The organism is Bacillus sp. WC2507 (assembly GCF_052656125.1).
The window spans coordinates 1,669,929-1,687,089 of sequence record NZ_JBQXPN010000001.1 but is presented as its reverse complement, the minus strand read 5'-3'; the positions used below and the strand labels follow the sequence as shown (position 1 = coordinate 1,687,089).

17 protein-coding genes are annotated in these 17,161 nt (G+C 35.2%); 6 read left to right on the top strand and 11 right to left on the bottom strand.

Translation table 11 applies throughout. From position 1 onward, the window contains the following. The first annotated feature begins 95 nt into the window (after nucleotides 1–95). On the top strand, nucleotides 96–1,259 hold the full coding sequence (locus tag ACUN28_RS09125; RefSeq protein ID WP_016086487.1) for an aminotransferase A: 1,164 nt from the start codon (nucleotides 96–98) through the stop codon (nucleotides 1,257–1,259). Nucleotides 1,260–1,273: 14 nt separating this feature from the next. Here the strand turns inward: ACUN28_RS09125 and malR are convergent, their stop codons facing one another. From malR to ACUN28_RS09105, 4 genes are all read right to left on the bottom strand, one after another. Further along, nucleotides 1,274–2,296, bottom strand: coding sequence for a maltose operon transcriptional repressor MalR (malR, locus tag ACUN28_RS09120; RefSeq protein WP_016086486.1), 1,023 nt, complete (start codon nucleotides 2,294–2,296; stop codon nucleotides 1,274–1,276). A gap of 280 nt (nucleotides 2,297–2,576) precedes the next feature. Then, a complete protein-coding gene (gene malD / locus ACUN28_RS09115; RefSeq protein ID WP_001022595.1) occupies nucleotides 2,577–3,419 on the bottom strand; it encodes a maltosaccharide ABC transporter permease MalD in 843 nt (280 codons plus the stop codon). Continuing rightward, nucleotides 3,420–4,721: a maltosaccharide ABC transporter permease MalC gene (gene malC, locus ACUN28_RS09110; RefSeq protein ID WP_016086485.1), complete on the bottom strand. Its 1,302-nt coding sequence runs from the start codon at nucleotides 4,719–4,721 to the stop codon at nucleotides 3,420–3,422. It abuts the gene before it with no gap. Between the two features lie 64 nt (nucleotides 4,722–4,785). Continuing rightward, nucleotides 4,786–6,045, bottom strand: a complete 1,260-nt coding sequence (locus ACUN28_RS09105; RefSeq protein WP_016086484.1) for an extracellular solute-binding protein — start codon at nucleotides 6,043–6,045, stop codon at nucleotides 4,786–4,788. A 323-nt stretch (nucleotides 6,046–6,368) separates the two neighbouring features. Between ACUN28_RS09105 and ACUN28_RS09100 the strand changes: the two genes are divergently transcribed. Then, the gene (locus ACUN28_RS09100) at nucleotides 6,369–8,129 is read left to right on the top strand and encodes an alpha-glycosidase (protein WP_016086483.1); all 1,761 of its coding nucleotides are present in this window, start codon (nucleotides 6,369–6,371) and stop codon (nucleotides 8,127–8,129) included. Nucleotides 8,130–8,168: 39 nt separating this feature from the next. Here the strand turns inward: ACUN28_RS09100 and malL are convergent, their stop codons facing one another. Next, nucleotides 8,169–9,845, bottom strand: a complete 1,677-nt coding sequence (malL, locus tag ACUN28_RS09095; RefSeq protein WP_033659764.1) for an oligo-1,6-glucosidase — start codon at nucleotides 9,843–9,845, stop codon at nucleotides 8,169–8,171. A gap of 261 nt (nucleotides 9,846–10,106) precedes the next feature. Here malL and ACUN28_RS09090 point away from each other — a divergent pair, with 261 nt between their 5' ends. After that, nucleotides 10,107–11,207 (top strand): ABC transporter ATP-binding protein, encoded by a 1,101-nt coding sequence (locus ACUN28_RS09090; protein WP_016086481.1) that lies wholly within the window; start codon nucleotides 10,107–10,109, stop codon nucleotides 11,205–11,207. Between the two features lie 63 nt (nucleotides 11,208–11,270). Here ACUN28_RS09090 and ACUN28_RS09085 read toward each other — a convergent pair whose 3' ends face one another. The 3 genes from ACUN28_RS09085 to ACUN28_RS09075 all read right to left on the bottom strand — a co-directional run bounded on the left by ACUN28_RS09085 (nucleotide 11,271) and on the right by ACUN28_RS09075 (nucleotide 12,648). After that, nucleotides 11,271–11,747, bottom strand: a complete 477-nt coding sequence (locus tag ACUN28_RS09085; RefSeq protein WP_016086480.1) for an SDR family NAD(P)-dependent oxidoreductase — start codon at nucleotides 11,745–11,747, stop codon at nucleotides 11,271–11,273. A 96-nt stretch (nucleotides 11,748–11,843) separates the two neighbouring features. Next, on the bottom strand, nucleotides 11,844–11,942 hold the full coding sequence (locus tag ACUN28_RS09080; protein WP_000145657.1) for a hypothetical protein: 99 nt from the start codon (nucleotides 11,940–11,942) through the stop codon (nucleotides 11,844–11,846). Between the two features lie 250 nt (nucleotides 11,943–12,192). Next, nucleotides 12,193–12,648, bottom strand: a complete 456-nt coding sequence (locus ACUN28_RS09075) for an RDD family protein (protein ID WP_016086479.1) — start codon at nucleotides 12,646–12,648, stop codon at nucleotides 12,193–12,195. A 131-nt stretch (nucleotides 12,649–12,779) separates the two neighbouring features. Between ACUN28_RS09075 and ACUN28_RS09070 the strand changes: the two genes are divergently transcribed. Continuing rightward, nucleotides 12,780–13,211, top strand: coding sequence for a DUF3997 domain-containing protein (locus tag ACUN28_RS09070; protein WP_016086478.1), 432 nt, complete (start codon nucleotides 12,780–12,782; stop codon nucleotides 13,209–13,211). Nucleotides 13,212–13,257: 46 nt separating this feature from the next. Here ACUN28_RS09070 and ACUN28_RS09065 read toward each other — a convergent pair whose 3' ends face one another. Next, complete coding sequence (locus ACUN28_RS09065) at nucleotides 13,258–14,022, bottom strand: hypothetical protein (protein WP_016086477.1); 765 nt, start codon at nucleotides 14,020–14,022, stop codon at nucleotides 13,258–13,260. A gap of 36 nt (nucleotides 14,023–14,058) precedes the next feature. Further along, on the bottom strand, nucleotides 14,059–14,787 hold the full coding sequence (locus tag ACUN28_RS09060; RefSeq protein ID WP_016086476.1) for a DUF4184 family protein: 729 nt from the start codon (nucleotides 14,785–14,787) through the stop codon (nucleotides 14,059–14,061). Nucleotides 14,788–14,935: 148 nt separating this feature from the next. On the opposite strand from ACUN28_RS09060, the gene ACUN28_RS09055 reads away from it, so the two are divergent. Further along, nucleotides 14,936–15,205, top strand: a complete 270-nt coding sequence (locus ACUN28_RS09055) for a hypothetical protein (protein ID WP_016086475.1) — start codon at nucleotides 14,936–14,938, stop codon at nucleotides 15,203–15,205. Between the two features lie 10 nt (nucleotides 15,206–15,215). Further along, the gene (locus ACUN28_RS09050) at nucleotides 15,216–15,941 is read left to right on the top strand and encodes an AAA family ATPase (RefSeq protein ID WP_016086474.1); all 726 of its coding nucleotides are present in this window, start codon (nucleotides 15,216–15,218) and stop codon (nucleotides 15,939–15,941) included. Between the two features lie 29 nt (nucleotides 15,942–15,970). Here the strand turns inward: ACUN28_RS09050 and ACUN28_RS09045 are convergent, their stop codons facing one another. Next, entirely contained in the window at nucleotides 15,971–17,146 is a 1,176-nt protein-coding gene (locus ACUN28_RS09045; RefSeq protein WP_016086473.1) for an acetyl-CoA C-acetyltransferase, read from the bottom strand. Between the last annotated feature and the right edge of the window lie 15 nt (nucleotides 17,147–17,161).

Genomic DNA, 17,161 nt, shown 5'->3' with positions numbered 1-17,161 from the left:
TTATCCCTCTCTTTTTACATAACATATACGCAAGCGAAATCATAGAAAATATGTTAAAATGAACTTAATTTTCAAACGGAAGAAAGGGAGATACAATGGAACAATTCATTAATCCTAGAGTGAAGGATATCCAAATTTCTGGAATCCGTCAATTCTCTAACATGATTCAAAGCTATGATAATCTTATCTCTTTAACAATTGGACAACCCGATTTCCCTACACCTTCTCTTGTAAAAGAAGCGGCAAAACGGGCTATTACAGAAAATTATACAAGCTATACACATAACGCCGGTTTACTAGAATTACGCAAGGCAGCTTGTAACTTTGTAAAAAATAACTACGATTTACTTTATTCACCTGAAAACGAAACCATCGTTACAATCGGTGCCAGTGAAGCAATTGATGTTGCATTTCGAACGATTTTAGAGCCAGGAACAGAAGTCATTTTACCTGCTCCTATTTATCCAGGATACGAACCGATTATTCGATTATGCGGCGCTACACCTATTTTTATCGATGTTCGTGAAACTGGGTTCCGTTTAACAGCCGAAGCACTAGAAAATGCCATTACAGAAAAAACGAGATGCGTCGTACTGCCGTATCCTTCTAATCCAACTGGTGTAACTTTATCAAAAGAAGAACTACAAGCTATTGTAGATGTTTTAAAAGATAAAAACATTTTCGTCCTTTCTGATGAAATTTATAGCGAACTTGTATATGAACAAACGCATACATCTATCGCTCATTTCCCAGAAATGCGTGAAAAGACGATCGTCATTAACGGTTTATCAAAATCTCATTCTATGACTGGCTGGCGTATCGGTCTATTATTCGCACCAAGCTATTTAGCAGGACATATATTAAAAGTTCATCAATACAACGTAACGTGCGCTACTTCAATCGCTCAATATGCTGCAATTGAAGCATTAACAGCTGCTAAAGATGCACCAAAAATGATGCGCCACCAATACAAAAAACGCCGTGATTACGTATATAATAGACTCATTCAAATGGGCTTAACAGTTGAAAAGCCAACAGGTGCATTTTACTTATTCCCATATGTTGGCCATTTAACATCTTCATCATTTGATTTTGCACTTGATCTCGTCAAAGAAGCTGGACTAGCCGTCGTTCCTGGAACAGCATTCTCTGAATATGGTGAAGGCTACCTTCGCTTATCCTATGCGTATAGTATCGAAACTTTAAAAGAAGGCTGTGACCGTTTAGAAGCCTTTCTACAACAAAAAGCTAAGAGTTAAACTCTTAGCTTTTTTTATGCATAATGATCACAGGTTTGACGCTTCAGTAATTTATGCGGAATAATAATACACTTTGCAGTCGACTCAGCATTCTCTACTTTATCAACTAAAGCTTTTGCAGCTTCATATCCTAGCTGATATATATTCACATCAACTGTCGAAAGTGGCGGACTCGCAATTTCTGATAATAACGCATTGTTAAAGCTTACAATGGAAACATCCTTCGGTACAACAAATCCTTTTTTAGAAAGTGCACTTAGCACACCAAGTCCAATTAAATCATCCGTTGCCATAATTGCTGTGGGTGGTTGCTTCAGCCCCATTAATTCCTCAACAGCTTGTTGACCACTTTCTCTTGAAAAATCAAAATGTAAAATATACTCTTTCGGTAATACAATGTCTGCTAATTTTAAAGCATCACTCATACCAGCCAAACGATCTCTCGTTACAAGTAAATCTGATCCACCGCCGATGAACGCGATTTGTTTATGACCTAATGAAATCAAATATTCTGCTACTTCTCTTGCAGCTGTATAATTGTCATTATCTACATATGTAATTTCATCTTTTCGATCATATGGTTTCCCAATTAAAACAAACGGGAAATTTTGTTCATGCAAATATTGAATAATCCGATCATTCTCTCTTGAATATAAAAGAATAATGCCACCAATTTGGCGCCCCTGTACCATCTTTACAACACCATTAAAAATTTCATCTTCCGTTTCACCTGTCGACATATAAAGCGCGTATCCTTCCACATGTGCAAATGAACTAATCCCTCTTATAACTTCTGGGAAAAACGGATTTTGAAAAGCTTTACTTGCAGAACTCGGCATAACAAGTCCAAGTGTTTTTGTTGTTTGGTTAGCTAGGTTTCTTGCGTTTAAATTGGGATGATACCCTAGTTCACTCATTACTTTCCGAACACGACGCTTTGTTTTTTCACTTATACTTGGATTATCAGCAATTACACGAGAAACGGTAGATGGTGCTACGTTTGCCTTCTTCGCCACATCTTTAATTGTAACTGTCATAAAAATCCCCCTCCTTTCACTTCTCTGCCATTATATATATTTTCATCTTGCACCCGTTGCAAGTAATAGGAGAAGTCATAAACTTTCATTGATACTATCTTGCAAAACCTATCATATTCTCCCTCTCCATGTATTGTAAGGGATATAGCTCTTTTTTCCTATACTATAATATACTATTTATTTCACTTCTTTTCATATGTGATGTCAAATCTCTTTTCATCTCCCTATAAAGTTTTTTATAGGGAGATGAAAAGAAAAATGGGACGTAATGTCCCATTTTTCATCCTTTCGTACCTCCAGCAGTTAAACCAGAGATAAAGTATTTTTGTAGTGATAGGAATAAAATTGAAATTGGAATCGCAATCAATACTGAACCCGCTGCAAACGTTGTAAATTCATTACCAAATTTCTTCGCTACCATTTCATATAAGCCAACTGCTAAAGTATAATTTTCTGGTGTGCGCAAAATAATACTCGCTAAAATGAAATCTGTAAATGGACCGATGAAAGTGAATAACGCTACAACTGCTACGATTGGCTTTGCAAGCGGCATAATGATTTGCCAAAAAATACGGAAATGTCCTGCCCCATCCATACGAGCTGACTCATCCAATTCTTTCGGAATCGTATCAAAATACCCTTTCATAAGCCATGTATTCATTGGGATTGCCCCGCCTACATAAATTAAAATTAATGCAAGGTGTGTATCAATTAATCCTGTTAACTGCGCTAATACGTATAGAGCGATTAACGCTGCAAAGTTTGGAATCATTTGCAGAATTAAAAATGTTAATAAACCATTTTTTCTTCCAACAAAACGGTATCTCGAAAATGCATAAGCAGTAAAACTAATTGCTAATACTGAGAAAATCATCGTTAAAACACTTACTTTTAATGTGTTTTTATACCATAGTAAATAATTACTATTCTCTAAATCTAATAACTTACGATAATGATCTAACGTTGCATTTTGCGGAATAATACTTGATCCAGATAAACTATCACCCGGATTAAATGATGAGCCAATAATCCATAATAATGGATAGAAAATGATGGCACACATTACGAAAATAACGAAATAACTTAATGAGAGACGTAACATCTTTTGTCTTTTAATATTCATTTACATCATATCCTCTTCTTGGAATGATTTTGTTCTCTTAAATTGCCATAACGCAACTGTAATAACGATTAACGATAAGATCATTGTAAGAGCTGCTGCTTTCCCGTACTGCGCCGAAGTCATCGTTAACTTATAAATCCATGAAATTAAAATATCTGTTCCACCTGCGTCTTGTCCAGCTACAGCAGGACCTCCGCCGTTAAATAGATAGATGATACTAAAGTTATTAAAGTTAAACGTATATTGCGTAATTAATATTGGTGCTGTTGCATATAGAACGAGTGGCAATGTAATTTTACGAAACTGTTGCCACGCTGTAGCTCCATCTACTGTAGCTGCTTCATATAATTCTCCTGGAATCGATTGCAATATACCTGTCGTCATTGCAAAGACGAACGGGAATCCAAGCCACGTTTGAATCATAATTAAAGCAATCTTCGCCCAAAATGGATCTGTCATCCAAGCAATCTTTTCAATTCCGAATAAAGCCAATACTTGATTGTTAATTGCTCCAAATGTTTCATTAAACATACCAGAGAAAACAAGAATAGATACGAATGCTGGGACCGCCCACGGTAAAATGAAGATTGTTCGAATAATTGCCTTCCCTTTAATACCAGGCTGATTTACGATAATCGCTAAGAAAATACCAAGCGCAACTTGTAATGTCGTTGCAACGAATGTCCAAATGACAGTCCAAGAGAATACACTTAAAAATGTCTCTCTCCACATCGGTAATGTAAAGATATCAATAAAGTTTTTAAATCCGACCCAATCTACTAATTTAGCTGGAGGAGAATGATATAAATCATAATTCGTAAATCCAATTAAAATTACGAAGATGATTGGGAATACAACTACAAAGATAAGTAATAGAAAACCTGGCGAAACCATTAAATATGGAAAACCTTGATCTAGTAAATTACGGTATTGCTCTTTTACAGAGTTTAATGGGGTTCCTATATCACGTTTCTTCCCGTTTTGGTATGCATCATATAAATTAAATCCATATATTCCGAGTCCAAACACGATGACGATAAGTGCCAAGATCCCTTCCACTAATAGAAAGACAGAATGATCACGTGGAACTTCTGTACCAAGCGTTACAATTCCCCATAATCCCATATTTAATAAATCAGCAAAGGCTACAATAAATGAACCTGTTAATACTAGAAAAATAAGACCTTTTACAAATTGTTTATTATACATTTGGCCCATGCCTGGAATGATTGATAACATGGTTGCCATTTTCCTATGTTTTGAACCATTTATGACGTTTGCTGGTTCCATAGATGTTTGCATGTTCCTTCCCCCTTTTTTCTGGGAGAGAATTCGTGCCTCTCATACTAGAGGCACGAATTTCACCTTATTTTTTCTTACTATGATTTGCCTCAATATTACCTTTAATTTGCTTCACAGCATTATCAAGTGCTGCTTTTGGTGCCTCTTTATCTGTAACAACTAATTGAAGTGCATCCCCAGCTGGTTTCCATACTTCTTGCATTTCTGGAATGTTCGGCATTGGAATGCCATTTTCTGATTGCGTTGCAACTGCTTTTGCAGCTTCATTTTCTTTAATAATTGGATCTTCCATTACTGATTTTACTGGAGGAATTTCTTTTGTTTTCTCAAATCGAATTTTTGCGTTTTCTTCATTCGTTACCCATTCAGTGAACTTTGTAGCTAAATCATTTTGTTTAGAGAAACTTGTTACATGCCATCCTTTAACCCCAACAAATGTTTTCATCGGTTGACCATTTGGTAATTTCGGCATTGGAGCCACACCATAATCAATTCCGTTCTTTTCCATTGCTTGGAACGCCCATGGGCCGTTCATGATAGATGCTGCTTTTCCTTCGTTAAATAGTCCATCAGCAGCAGGTCCACCAGATTCACCGATAATACCTTTCGGGAATAACTTTTCTTTGTACCATTTTTGAAGATATTCAGCACCTTGTACTGCTCCGCTATTATTTAATCCAACATCACTTGCATTTGGCTTTCCATCTTTTTCACCAAACACATAACCACCCATACCTGCCATGAATGCATTAGCAAAGTAGAAGTTATCTCCTAATGTTAAGAATCCGTACTTGCCATCCTTCGTAAATTCTTTTGAGAAGTTAAACAGCTCGTCCATCGTTTCTGGTGCTTTTGGCATTAATTTTTTATTGTAAATAAAGATTGGTGTCTCAATCGCTTTTGGTAAACCATATAATTTCCCATTATATGTCTGTGCTTCTATTGATAAATCAGTAAATTTACTCTTTACAGCATCATCAGCTTTCACTTCAGAAAGTAAACCTTCTGTTACTGCGTTTCCTATTTGGTCATGTGGCAATGTTACAACATCTGGTCCCGTCCCCGCTGGTCCATCAAGGCGTAACTTCTTCACTTGATCTGTCATTTGCATTTCAACAACTTTTACTTTTACTTTATATTTTTCCTCAAAGCTTTTCACTGCTGGTTCTAAGCCAACACCTTTTTTATCATCTTCCCAAACGAGAAGATCATAATCTTTCTTTGCTTTACTTTCTTCTTTTTTCCCTGAATCTTTCGGTCCACATGCAGATAACATACCAATTGATAATGCTGAAACCGTTAATAATGATAATGCTTTCTTCATCCCAAAAACCTCCCTAAATTGTATATGTACCTTACTAATTGAAAACGTTTGCATTGAATAGTTTAATAGAAGCGCAAACAATATCTCATTCTATGAAAACGTTTGCGCTATTTGTCTATCATTATACATTCTTTTATTCATTTTGCAAATATTAATTTTAAAATATTATTACTATACTCTTTATACATTGACTTTATATGAAATGAATACTACTCTTATAAGCAATATTAAAGCCATGTAAAAAGCAATCGTTTGCAACATATGCTTTATTATTATACTTAAGGGAACAATATGCATGGAGATATTAAAGGGGGATTTTCTATATGCTTAAAGAAGCCATTTATCATAGGCCAAAAGATAATTATGCATACGCTTACGATGAAAAAACAATTCACATTCGTATACGCACAAAGAAAGACGATGTTCACAGTACAACTCTTATTTACGGTGATCCATACGAATGGAAAGATGGGAAATGGATTTCATCAAGTACACTGATGAAAAAAACTGGTTCTACTGCATTGTTTGATTATTGGTCTATTTCCATCGAACCAAAATTTAAGCGCTTACGTTATGGATTCGAATTAAAAAATGATACAGAAACTCTTATTTATGCAGAGCGAGGATTTTTTTCCAATATTCCAAATGATGATGTTGGTAACTTTTTCTGTTTCCCATTTATTCATGCAAACGACGTATTCAAAGCACCTTCTTGGATTAAAGACACCGTTTGGTATCAAATTTTCCCAGAACGGTTCGCGAATGGGGATCGTGCACTAAATCCAGAAAACACCCTTCCTTGGGGCAGCGCTGAGCCAACTCCAACTAATTTTTTCGGGGGAGATTTTGCTGGTATTATTCAAAACCTTGATTACCTTGTGAAGCTTGGAATTTCGGGAATTTATTTCACACCTATTTTCAAAGCACATTCAAACCATAAATATGACACGATTGACTACATGGAAATCGATCCGCAATTTGGTACAAAAGAAACTTTCAAAGAACTCGTTCAGGCATGTCATACACACGGTATAAAAGTAATGCTCGATGCCGTGTTTAATCATAGCGGATACTTTTTCGATAAATTTCAAGACGTACTGGAAAATGGTGAGAAATCAGCTTATAAAGAGTGGTTCCATATCCATGAGTTCCCAATTAGAACTAAGCCCCTTCCGAATTATGATACTTTCGCGTTTACACCGTATATGCCTAAATTAAATACAGCACACCCAGATGTAAAAGAATACTTACTTGAAGTAGGGCGTTATTGGGTAAGAGAATTCAATATAGACGGTTGGCGCCTTGATGTAGCAAATGAAGTCGACCACAGCTTTTGGAGAGAATTCCGAAGTGAGATAAAGGCATTAAATCCTGAAGTATATATTTTAGGCGAAATTTGGCACGATGCACTTCCATGGCTACAAGGAGATCAATTTGATGCTGTAATGAGCTATCCTGTTACAAATGCTCTACTATCTTACTTTGCTAACGATTCCATTAAGGCAAATGAATTTATGAAACAAATTACAGAATCTCTACATTCCTATTCTATGAATGTAAATGAAGCAGCGTTTCATTTATTAGACAGCCATGATACACCAAGAATATTGACAACATGTAACGGAGATAAAAATAAGTTAAAGCTACTTTATGTATTCCATCTTTCTTTCATCGGCTCTCCTTGTATTTATTATGGAGACGAAATTGGTATGGACGGCGGTATGGACCCAGATTGCCGCAAATGTATGATTTGGGATACGAAAGAACAAGATCATCTATTATTTACACATGTACAAACATTAATTTCATTACGGAAACAATATAAAGCATTTGGAGGACATGGTACTTTCCAATTCATCGAAGCAAATGATGAACATAATTATATTTCTTATACGAAAACATATAAAGATGAAACTATCTTTTTCGTTTTAAATCCGACTAATAGTGATGTTACAGCTTCACTGCCTCTCCATGTTACTGGAAAGAAAATCATTAACATTTATACAAACGAAGAATTTTCAGCGGAAGCAAGTGCATTACAAGTTACACTTCCTCCATATGGATTTTCAATCTTAAAATGGTAATAAAAAATCCTTATGCCAAGGTGTGGCATAAGGATTTTTTTATTTTAATTTAAATACCATCGCTTCATATGGACGTAATGTAATGTTATCTATTGATCCACTCTCTACGTCGTAATTGTGTATGAATAACTCTGATTCACTATAACTAATATCCTCAGGCATTTCAAATACACTATCATCCGCCGTAAAGTTTGCAATAACAAGAAGTTTTTCTTCTCCATATGTTCTTACGTATGCAAAAATAGAAGGATTATTATCTAATATTAAATCATACGATCCATACACAACTATTTCATTATTTTTGCGTAACTCAATTAATTTTTTATAGTAATAAAAAATTGAGTTTTCATCTTGGATTGCACTCTTCACATTAATTTCTTTATAATTAGGATTTACCGAGATCCACGGCTCACCTGTTGTAAATCCAGCATGATTCTCATCATCCCACTGCATCGGTGTTCTAGCATTATCTCGGCCTTTTATATAAATAGACTGCATCACTTTCTCTATATCTTCACCGCGCTCTATAACTTTTTCCTTATACATATTTAATGTTTCAATATCTCGATATTCATCAATCGATTGGAATCGAACGTTCGTCATTCCGATTTCTTCTCCTTGATAAATATACGGTGTTCCTTTCATCATATGAAGCACCGTCGCTAACATTTTCGCAGATTCAGTGCGATACATTCCATCATTACCAAAACGAGATACAACGCGAGGCTGATCATGGTTATTCCAATACAGACTATTCCATCCTTTATTCTCTAATGCTTTTTGCCACTTTGTTAAATTCTCTTTTAAAGTAAGGAGTGAACATGGTTTTACATCCCATTTTCCGCCTTCTCCCGAATCTAAATCCATATGTTCAAATTGGAATACCATCTGCAATTCTTTTCGTTCTTCCCCAGTATACAATCTCGCTTCTTCTGTCGTTACACCAGGCATTTCACCAACTGTCATAATATCATAATGAGACAATACTTCCTCATTCATTTCATGCAAGTATTTATGAATATTTGGGCCGTTCATAAAATGCTTATGACCTGAAACATATCCCTCTTCCTCTGTTTCAACAGTTGGTAAACCTTCTTCTTTAGAAATAAAATTGATTACATCCATACGGAATCCATCAATTCCTTTTTCTAACCAAAACTTCATCATTTCATAAACATCTTGTCTTACCTTTTCATTATCCCAATTTAAATCTGGCTGTTTTTTAGAAAACAGATGTAAATAATATTCATCTGTTATTTCATCATACTGCCATGCAGATCCACTAAAAGCCGCTCCCCAGTTATTCGGCTCTTTTCCCTCTTTTCCAGGACGCCATATATAGTAATCTCTATATGTATTATCTTTTGATTTACGTGATTCAATAAACCAATTATGTTCATCAGAAGTATGATTAACAACTAAGTCCATCATAAGTTTCATATTACGTTCATGCATTTCATGTAATAGCTCGTCCCAATCTTCCATTGTTCCGAACTCGTTCATAATTTTACAATAATCACTTATATCATAACCATTATCATCATTTGGAGATTCATAGACTGGGGATAACCAAATGACATTAATCCCTAATTCTTTTAAGTAGTCTAGCCTTGAAATAATACCACGAAGATCCCCAATACCATCACCGTTACTATCCATAAAGCTACGAGGATAAATTTGATATACTATACTTTCTTTCCACCACTGTTTTTCCATTATGCTACCCCATTTCATTAATAATTCGATTTTCTCTTTTTTAAGGCGCAAACGTTTTCATTAATGAATGATAACAGATTCTATCTTAATTTAAAATAGCGCTTACAACTTTTGTTCTTATTTTTCTAAGAAAACATACGAAAATTACTAATATTCCTCTAATAAATGAAAACGTTTTATATTTTTGTTTATTTTTTGAATCTATTAGTTTATAATGAACTCAAAGAAAACGTTTGCATAATTTTTCTAGGGGGCAATACCATGGCAGAATTGAAATTAGAAAACATTTATAAAATATATGATAATAACGTAACAGCTGTAACCGATTTTAATTTACACATTCAAGATAAAGAGTTTATCGTCTTTGTCGGTCCTTCTGGATGCGGAAAATCTACAACATTACGAATGGTGGCTGGACTTGAAGATATTTCAAAAGGAGAGTTTTCAATTGATGGTAAGCTAATGAATGATGTCCCTCCAAAAGATCGCGATATCGCAATGGTCTTCCAAAACTATGCTTTATATCCACATATGAGTGTGTATGATAATATGGCATTTGGATTAAAACTTAGAAAAATACCAAAAGATGAAATCGATCGTCGTGTGAAAGATGCAGCAAAAATTTTAGGACTGGAACAATATTTAGATAGAAAACCGAAAGCGTTATCTGGTGGACAACGTCAACGTGTCGCGTTAGGTAGAGCAATCGTTCGAGACGCGAAAGTTTTCTTAATGGACGAACCTTTATCCAACTTAGACGCTAAATTACGTGTTGCAATGCGCTCAGAAATTTCTAAATTACACCACCGCCTTGGAACGACAACAATTTATGTAACACATGATCAAACAGAGGCAATGACAATGGCTTCACGTCTCGTTGTTATGAAAGACGGAAAGATTCAACAAATCGGCACTCCAAAAGAAGTATATGAAACACCTGAAAACATTTTCGTTGGTGGATTTATCGGTTCTCCAGCAATGAATTTCTTCCGTGGTAAATTAACTGAAACCGATTTCGTTATAGATAATGTAATAAAAATCAAAGTATCTGAAGGAAAAATGAAGATGCTACGTGAACAAGGCTATGTAAATAAGGAAATTGTTTTAGGTATTCGTCCTGAGGACATTCATGATGAACTATTATTCTTAGAAGCTTCACAATCTACTAATTTCACAACAAAAATCGAAGTTGCTGAGTTGTTAGGTGCTGAATCCATTTTATATATGAAACTTGGAAGTCAAGATTTTGCAGCACGTGTTGATGCAAGACATACATTTTCACCTGGAGATCAAATTAAACTAGCGTTTGATATGAATAAAGCGCATTTCTTTGATAGTCAAACTGAACAACGTATTCGTTAAAAAATATTTTTCTATATAACATACAAAAAAACCGTCCACATATATCGAGGGCGGTTTTCATTATTATACGAGGGCTTCTACTGTATGAAATGATTGTCCTTTCGTGCCAATAATACCGAAAATCGGTAAGTCACTCAGCACCACTTCTTCTTGCTGTTTCATAAAAGATGACGTTAATTGTTTTATCTCTATCCAAACGTCATTAATACAAAGTACATTGGAATCGTTCTCTTGTTGGCGAGAAAAAATAGAATCTATTTTATATAAACCAGCATTTTGAAAAAGCATATCAATGCGACTGAATGCATTCAAAGCAATACTGATTACGCGTTGCCAATCTCCTTGTTTTTCCATATCATAGGATACAAAAAGGGCTTCTCCGCCTAGATTCGTAATTTCCTCCACTGTTGCTTGTCCACTTTCTTGATCAATGTCCGTCACAATCACTTTTGCGCCTTGTTTAGCCAACAAAAGAGCTGTATTACGTCCAATACCGATGCCACCACCAGTTACGATAGCAACTTTTCCTGCAAGCTTCATTTTCATTACCCCTTCTTTAAGTCTTACCGCATTCAGTATACTGCTTTATGAGATTAGTCTGCAAGCAAGAAAAGTTGCTCTTTTATTTGTAAGCGATTACTTTTTTACTCCTTCTTTTTTCTTACTATTACGCTGATCGAAAACTAAACCGATGAAAATTAAAATCCCCCAAAAGATTACGCTACCTCCAGTCATTTCAATTTCCCCCTTATTATATAAAGATATTATTTTAATCATTATAACATTTTCTTAATTTTCAATCTATTGAAATTAAAATGATGTAGCTTACTTTTTACTTAGTTTATCACTCTCAAAATATATTGGTGAAACTTTCATCCGTGAGGAGGGCCATCCTCACACTGACTAGTAGCCCCTGCCAATCGGGCTACGCAAATAGCGGGATAAAAAAGCCCTTTTTATTTAGAAATAAAAAGGGCTCTGTGTATTATACAAGACTTATCACTTTCGTTTTTGTAATTAAATCCTGAAAACCACAATTATCTTTGCGGAATAACATCATATATACGTTACATAATATCGGAATTCCAAGTAGTAATATGTTCGGTAATAACAATACAAAAAATCTTATAATTAATGTTTGCAATGTTAACTTTTCACTCTTCAATGAAATTAATTTTATTCTCGTTATCTTTTTACCAAGTGTAACACCGTTCCAAATAAAGGGTACCAAAATAAAATATATCGCCATTAATATAAAAACTACTGCAAGATCATATCTATAATCACCAAAACTAATATTAAAGCGATTAAAAATAGCACTATAATTTCCGGTCATAACAGCTACTACTGCACCATACATAACCGAGATTAAAAACATATCAATTAGGGAAGCACCTATGCGATTCATTACAAGCGCTGGACGATGCATCTTTAACTTCATTTTATGTCGACTCCTTCATATCCTTCTTTACCCGTCTCATCGTACCACTTCTAAAAAACATTGTAAACTAGCGTTTCTCTTACTTTTCTTGTACAATGTGTTACAACAGCATTGTAAAGGAGGTTCCCATATTGAAAAAATGGATAATCCTATTTATCACCTTCCTATTAACCGGTTGTGCAGGAAATACAAATCATATAGCTTATACGATTAACGATGAATACGAACTCATACGTACTTCTGGGAATGCATTTGAACTTTTCCCCACGCAAGATGCTGTATATGCCACACAATACATCCCTGCAAAAATTACAGACATTGGTTGGGATGATAAATACATTATTGCAAAACAAACTGAGGATAAGTCGGATCCGAATAACCCTGACGCAGCAATTGCAAATAAAAAAAGTGAACATTATTGGATTATTGACGTAAAGCATAATAAACGTTTCGGTCCCTATAATGAAAAGCAATTTAATGAACAAAAAGATGCGTTTAAAATTAAGGTACCTTTTCAAAATGTAGATTCATACATAAAAGAACAGAAAAAACAGTCAGCATAATATTTTAAGTGCTGACTGTTTTTTCTTACATGTTTTTAAAAACATCTTACTCAGAAAGTGAGATAGTAAAAGTTTGTGGCTCTTTTACAACATCTTGCGTTTCTGTATCTCCTGCCACTACGTTATCTGTTGTAAACTTAATATCCTTTACCTTCTCTTTTCCATCATCAAGTATTAAACCGATAATACCATCTCTTGTTTCACCAGGCTTATAGTCTTCTCTTGATACATTTTTTGTACCAACTAGCGTGTCCTCATCATATAAAAAGTTTTGAGTCGCTACTTTAAAATGTTGCTTATCGTTAATCGCAACATCATTCATAGAGAAAAATTGCATATTTTTATTCCCGCTATTTTCCACCTTATATGTAATTTCAACGTAACGAATCGTATCACTAATCTCTGTTCCACTTAGCGATGCATATAATTCTGCATCCTCTTGACTTACTTTATCTCCTAATCTACGCTTTACTTCTTCAGGAGTTAATGCCGTATATATTTTTAATGTATTTTTTGCCTTTTCACTCATCTGTGATAAAGAGATTACTTTCACCTCTTGTACATGAATTTTCATTGGTGCTGCTTCAAATGTTTGATTCACAGATTGAATCTGTTCTAACTTAAAAGTACCCCACCCTGTTTCTTTCACTTTTTGTCCTACTTTTTTCAGCTCACGCCCGCCATATTCTTTTGTTTCAGGAATAGATTCTTTCTTCTTCGGTTCAACTTTCTTTTCTTCTTGATGGAAGCAACCACTTAACATAAGAAGAAAACTACATAAAACAAAAATACTTTTCCATGCTTTCATCATATAATTTCTCCTAACACTATCATTCATTAATATAAATTAGTCCCTAGCCTTGTAAACTATAGAAACAATGAGAAGTCCACAAAACGAACTTGTCAGTCCAGATACTATTATACCTCCTATTTGGAAAATATGAAAATAGGGATTTACGAACGCGTGAACGATACATATAAGAGCTGTCACAATGATTGCCGAAACCCAATACTTCCTTTTTTCTGCAGCTATCATAATATCTTTCCCTGTTTCATCTCTACACTTCCATAGTGCGTATAATAGTAATAATAAACCAACACATGTACTACCGTGTTGCATATATTTATACACTGGAATACTATATAATTCTCTTTGTAAAAATGGTATTACCCTAACGAAATAGCCTGTATTATGAGTAAACGCATCCCAAACGACATGCGTTAGCATACCAAATAAAGCAGAATAGCAAAATACAAAGAAATCCTTCCATGTATGAAGCCCCCACCTCTTATCTACTGCATATGTATAATAGCCAGCAAATGGTTTAGGTAAATGTGTTATAAACGGCTTTTTTAAAATGTAATGATATATGTATGCTAACAGAAATACGAGCGGTAAATTTAAATATAAAAACCCAAGCCATGTATGGCCAATAACACCATACGGTCTAAAGTGTAAAAAATATTCAAAATCAGGCGCCATACTCCCTAATATAAGAGCCGTTACTGAAATATATTTGGACTGCTTTTTCACAAAAGGAAGAACTGCTGCTGGATGTGCGAATGTAAACGGCATACGTTGACTCCTTTTCATATTTTCAATAGAATACCATCTATCATAACGAGAGAATTGATCTTCATGCAATATTTATTTTCACATTGGAATATGATAGTTTACATGTTATAATCCACATGAAATATTCAGAAAATAAGGAGGAGTTCACGTGTCATTAACACTTGCCTTTTTTCTCATTCTGCTTATCTTCTTTGTATTTACATACATCGGCTTTTTTCTGTGGAAGCACTTAAAAATTATAAAATACCTTCCTGCTCTCGTTGGCTTTATGAGTGTTCTTTTCATATTTATATGGAAGAGAATGTCTTGGGGCTGGGAAGGTCTCGGTTTTGGCGCACTTCAATATACAATTTTATTCGCAAGTTGTCTTACCCTTGTATTTGCTTCTTTTTTAGAATCAAAATCCGTTATGAATTGAGGTTTATATATTGATTGACGTACCCTTTTTAAAAAATGTCACATTAAAAAAAGAAAATATCCCTAGTTTTTCCGCATATCCTTACTGTTTACCCGCTATCCGAACATTACAATCATTAGCTTTTCATCCAAATGTAACATTCATTATTGGAGAAAACGGAACGGGTAAATCAACATTACTCGAAGCAATTGCAATTGCTTTAGGATTTAATGCAGAAGGTGGAACGAAAAACTTCCGCTTTAGCACAAACGATTCACATTCAACTTTACATGAATACCTTCGAATTTCCAAAAGTTTCAATACACCAAACGACGGTTTCTTTCTTCGCGCTGAATCATTTTATAACGTTGCTTCTTATATTGATGAAATAGATGCTATAAAATCTTATGGAGGTGTTTCACTTCATGAGCAATCCCATGGTGAATCATTTTTCTCCTTATTTATGAATCGTTTTTCAGGACAAGGTTTATACATTTTAGATGAGCCTGAGGCCGCTCTATCACCAATGAGACAACTTTCCATGCTCATTCGAATGCACGAACTAGCGGAACAAGGTTCACAATTTGTTATCGCAACTCACTCTCCTATTTTAATGGCTTATCCTGAATCCACTATTTATTCTTTAACACAAGAAGGAATTCACGAATCCACATTAGAAGAAACCGAGCATTACCAAACGACGAAACTTTTCTTTGAAAATCGCGATCGATTATTCCATCATTTATTTGAATCGTAAAAAAAGAAGCAGCAATAGCTGCTTCTTTTTTATAGTGCTTCTATAAATAATGCTACCCCAATACCGCCACCGACGCATAGAGAAGCAATTCCTTTTTCCAAGCCACGTCGTTTTAATTCATGAATTAAACTTACCGTAATACGAGCTCCCGTACAACCGATTGGGTGCCCAAGTCCTACACCACTACCGTTTACATTCACTTTTTCACGGTCTAAACCTAATTCTTTCTCTACAGCTAAATATTGAGCCGCGAAAGCTTCATTAATTTCAAGTAAATCAGCATCTTCTAATGACCAATCTACTTTTTCTAATCCTTTTCGAATCGCTGGTGCTGGTCCAATACCCATAATTTTCGGATCTACTCCAGCTACTGAATATCCAACAATTCTAGCTAACGGTTGTAAGCCTTTTTCTTTCGCTTTTTCTTCGCTCATTAATACAAGAACAGCACTTCCATCATTAAGGCCAGATGCATTCCCTGCCGTTACAGATCCATCTTTACGGAAAGCTGGTTTTAATCCTGCTAATTTTTCCGCTGTAATATCTGCACGTGGATGTTCATCCTTCGAAAATACTACTTCTTTTCTACGTTCTTTTATCGTAATAGGAACAATTTGATCGTCAAAGTATCCAGACTCGATTGCATTTAGTGCCAATGTATGACTACGAAGTGCAACTTCATCTTGTTCCTCTCTTGTAATTTCATATTGGTCAACTAAGTTTTCCGCTGTTTCCCCCATCATAATATGATGGATTGGATCTTCTAACACTTCCCACACTGTATCACGAATTTCTCCGTGCTGTAGACGTTGTCCCCAGCGGTGCTGTTTTAATGCATAAGGGCTTGAACTCATTGCTTCTACTCCACCTGCAACCACAACATCACTTACACCTAATTGAATTTGCATTGCAGCTGACATAATTGCTTGCATACCTGAAGAACATTGGCGTTGGATTGTATAACCCGTAACTGTGTCAGGAAATCCTGCCGCTAATGCAGCCGTTCTCGCCGTATTTGCTTCATCAGTTCTTTGAATGCAATGACCTAAAATCACTTCATCAACTTCGTGTGGTTCTACCCCGCCGCGTTTTACAGCTTCCTGAAGTACAGGAACAGCTAATTCTACTGGCGTTACATTTTTTAGCGCTCCTCCAAAAGTTCCAATTGGCGAACGAACTGCAGCTGTAATAACAACATTATGCATTTTGCACTTGCCCCT

Bases quoted from the DNA above. Each gene is read 5' to 3' on its own strand.
- ACUN28_RS09080 (WP_000145657.1), bottom strand. From the start codon at position 11,942: ATGACTGGAGGTAGCGTAATCTTTTGGGGGATTTTAATTTTCATCGGT.
- malL (WP_033659764.1), bottom strand. From the start codon at position 9,845: ATGGAAAAACAGTGGTGGAAAGAAAGTATAGTATATCAAATTTATCCT.
- ACUN28_RS09100 (WP_016086483.1), top strand. From the start codon at position 6,369: ATGCTTAAAGAAGCCATTTATCATAGGCCAAAAGATAATTATGCATAC.
- ACUN28_RS09060 (WP_016086476.1), bottom strand. From the start codon at position 14,787: ATGCCGTTTACATTCGCACATCCAGCAGCAGTTCTTCCTTTTGTGAAA.
- malR (WP_016086486.1), bottom strand. From the start codon at position 2,296: ATGACAGTTACAATTAAAGATGTGGCGAAGAAGGCAAACGTAGCACCA.
- ACUN28_RS09090 (WP_016086481.1), top strand. From the start codon at position 10,107: ATGGCAGAATTGAAATTAGAAAACATTTATAAAATATATGATAATAAC.
- malD (WP_001022595.1), bottom strand. From the start codon at position 3,419: ATGAATATTAAAAGACAAAAGATGTTACGTCTCTCATTAAGTTATTTC.
- malC (WP_016086485.1), bottom strand. From the start codon at position 4,721: ATGCAAACATCTATGGAACCAGCAAACGTCATAAATGGTTCAAAACAT.
- ACUN28_RS09065 (WP_016086477.1), bottom strand. From the start codon at position 14,022: ATGATGAAAGCATGGAAAAGTATTTTTGTTTTATGTAGTTTTCTTCTT.
- ACUN28_RS09045 (WP_016086473.1), bottom strand. From the start codon at position 17,146: ATGCATAATGTTGTTATTACAGCTGCAGTTCGTTCGCCAATTGGAACT.
- ACUN28_RS09075 (WP_016086479.1), bottom strand. From the start codon at position 12,648: ATGAAGTTAAAGATGCATCGTCCAGCGCTTGTAATGAATCGCATAGGT.
- ACUN28_RS09125 (WP_016086487.1), top strand. From the start codon at position 96: ATGGAACAATTCATTAATCCTAGAGTGAAGGATATCCAAATTTCTGGA.
- ACUN28_RS09105 (WP_016086484.1), bottom strand. From the start codon at position 6,045: ATGAAGAAAGCATTATCATTATTAACGGTTTCAGCATTATCAATTGGT.
- ACUN28_RS09085 (WP_016086480.1), bottom strand. From the start codon at position 11,747: ATGAAGCTTGCAGGAAAAGTTGCTATCGTAACTGGTGGTGGCATCGGT.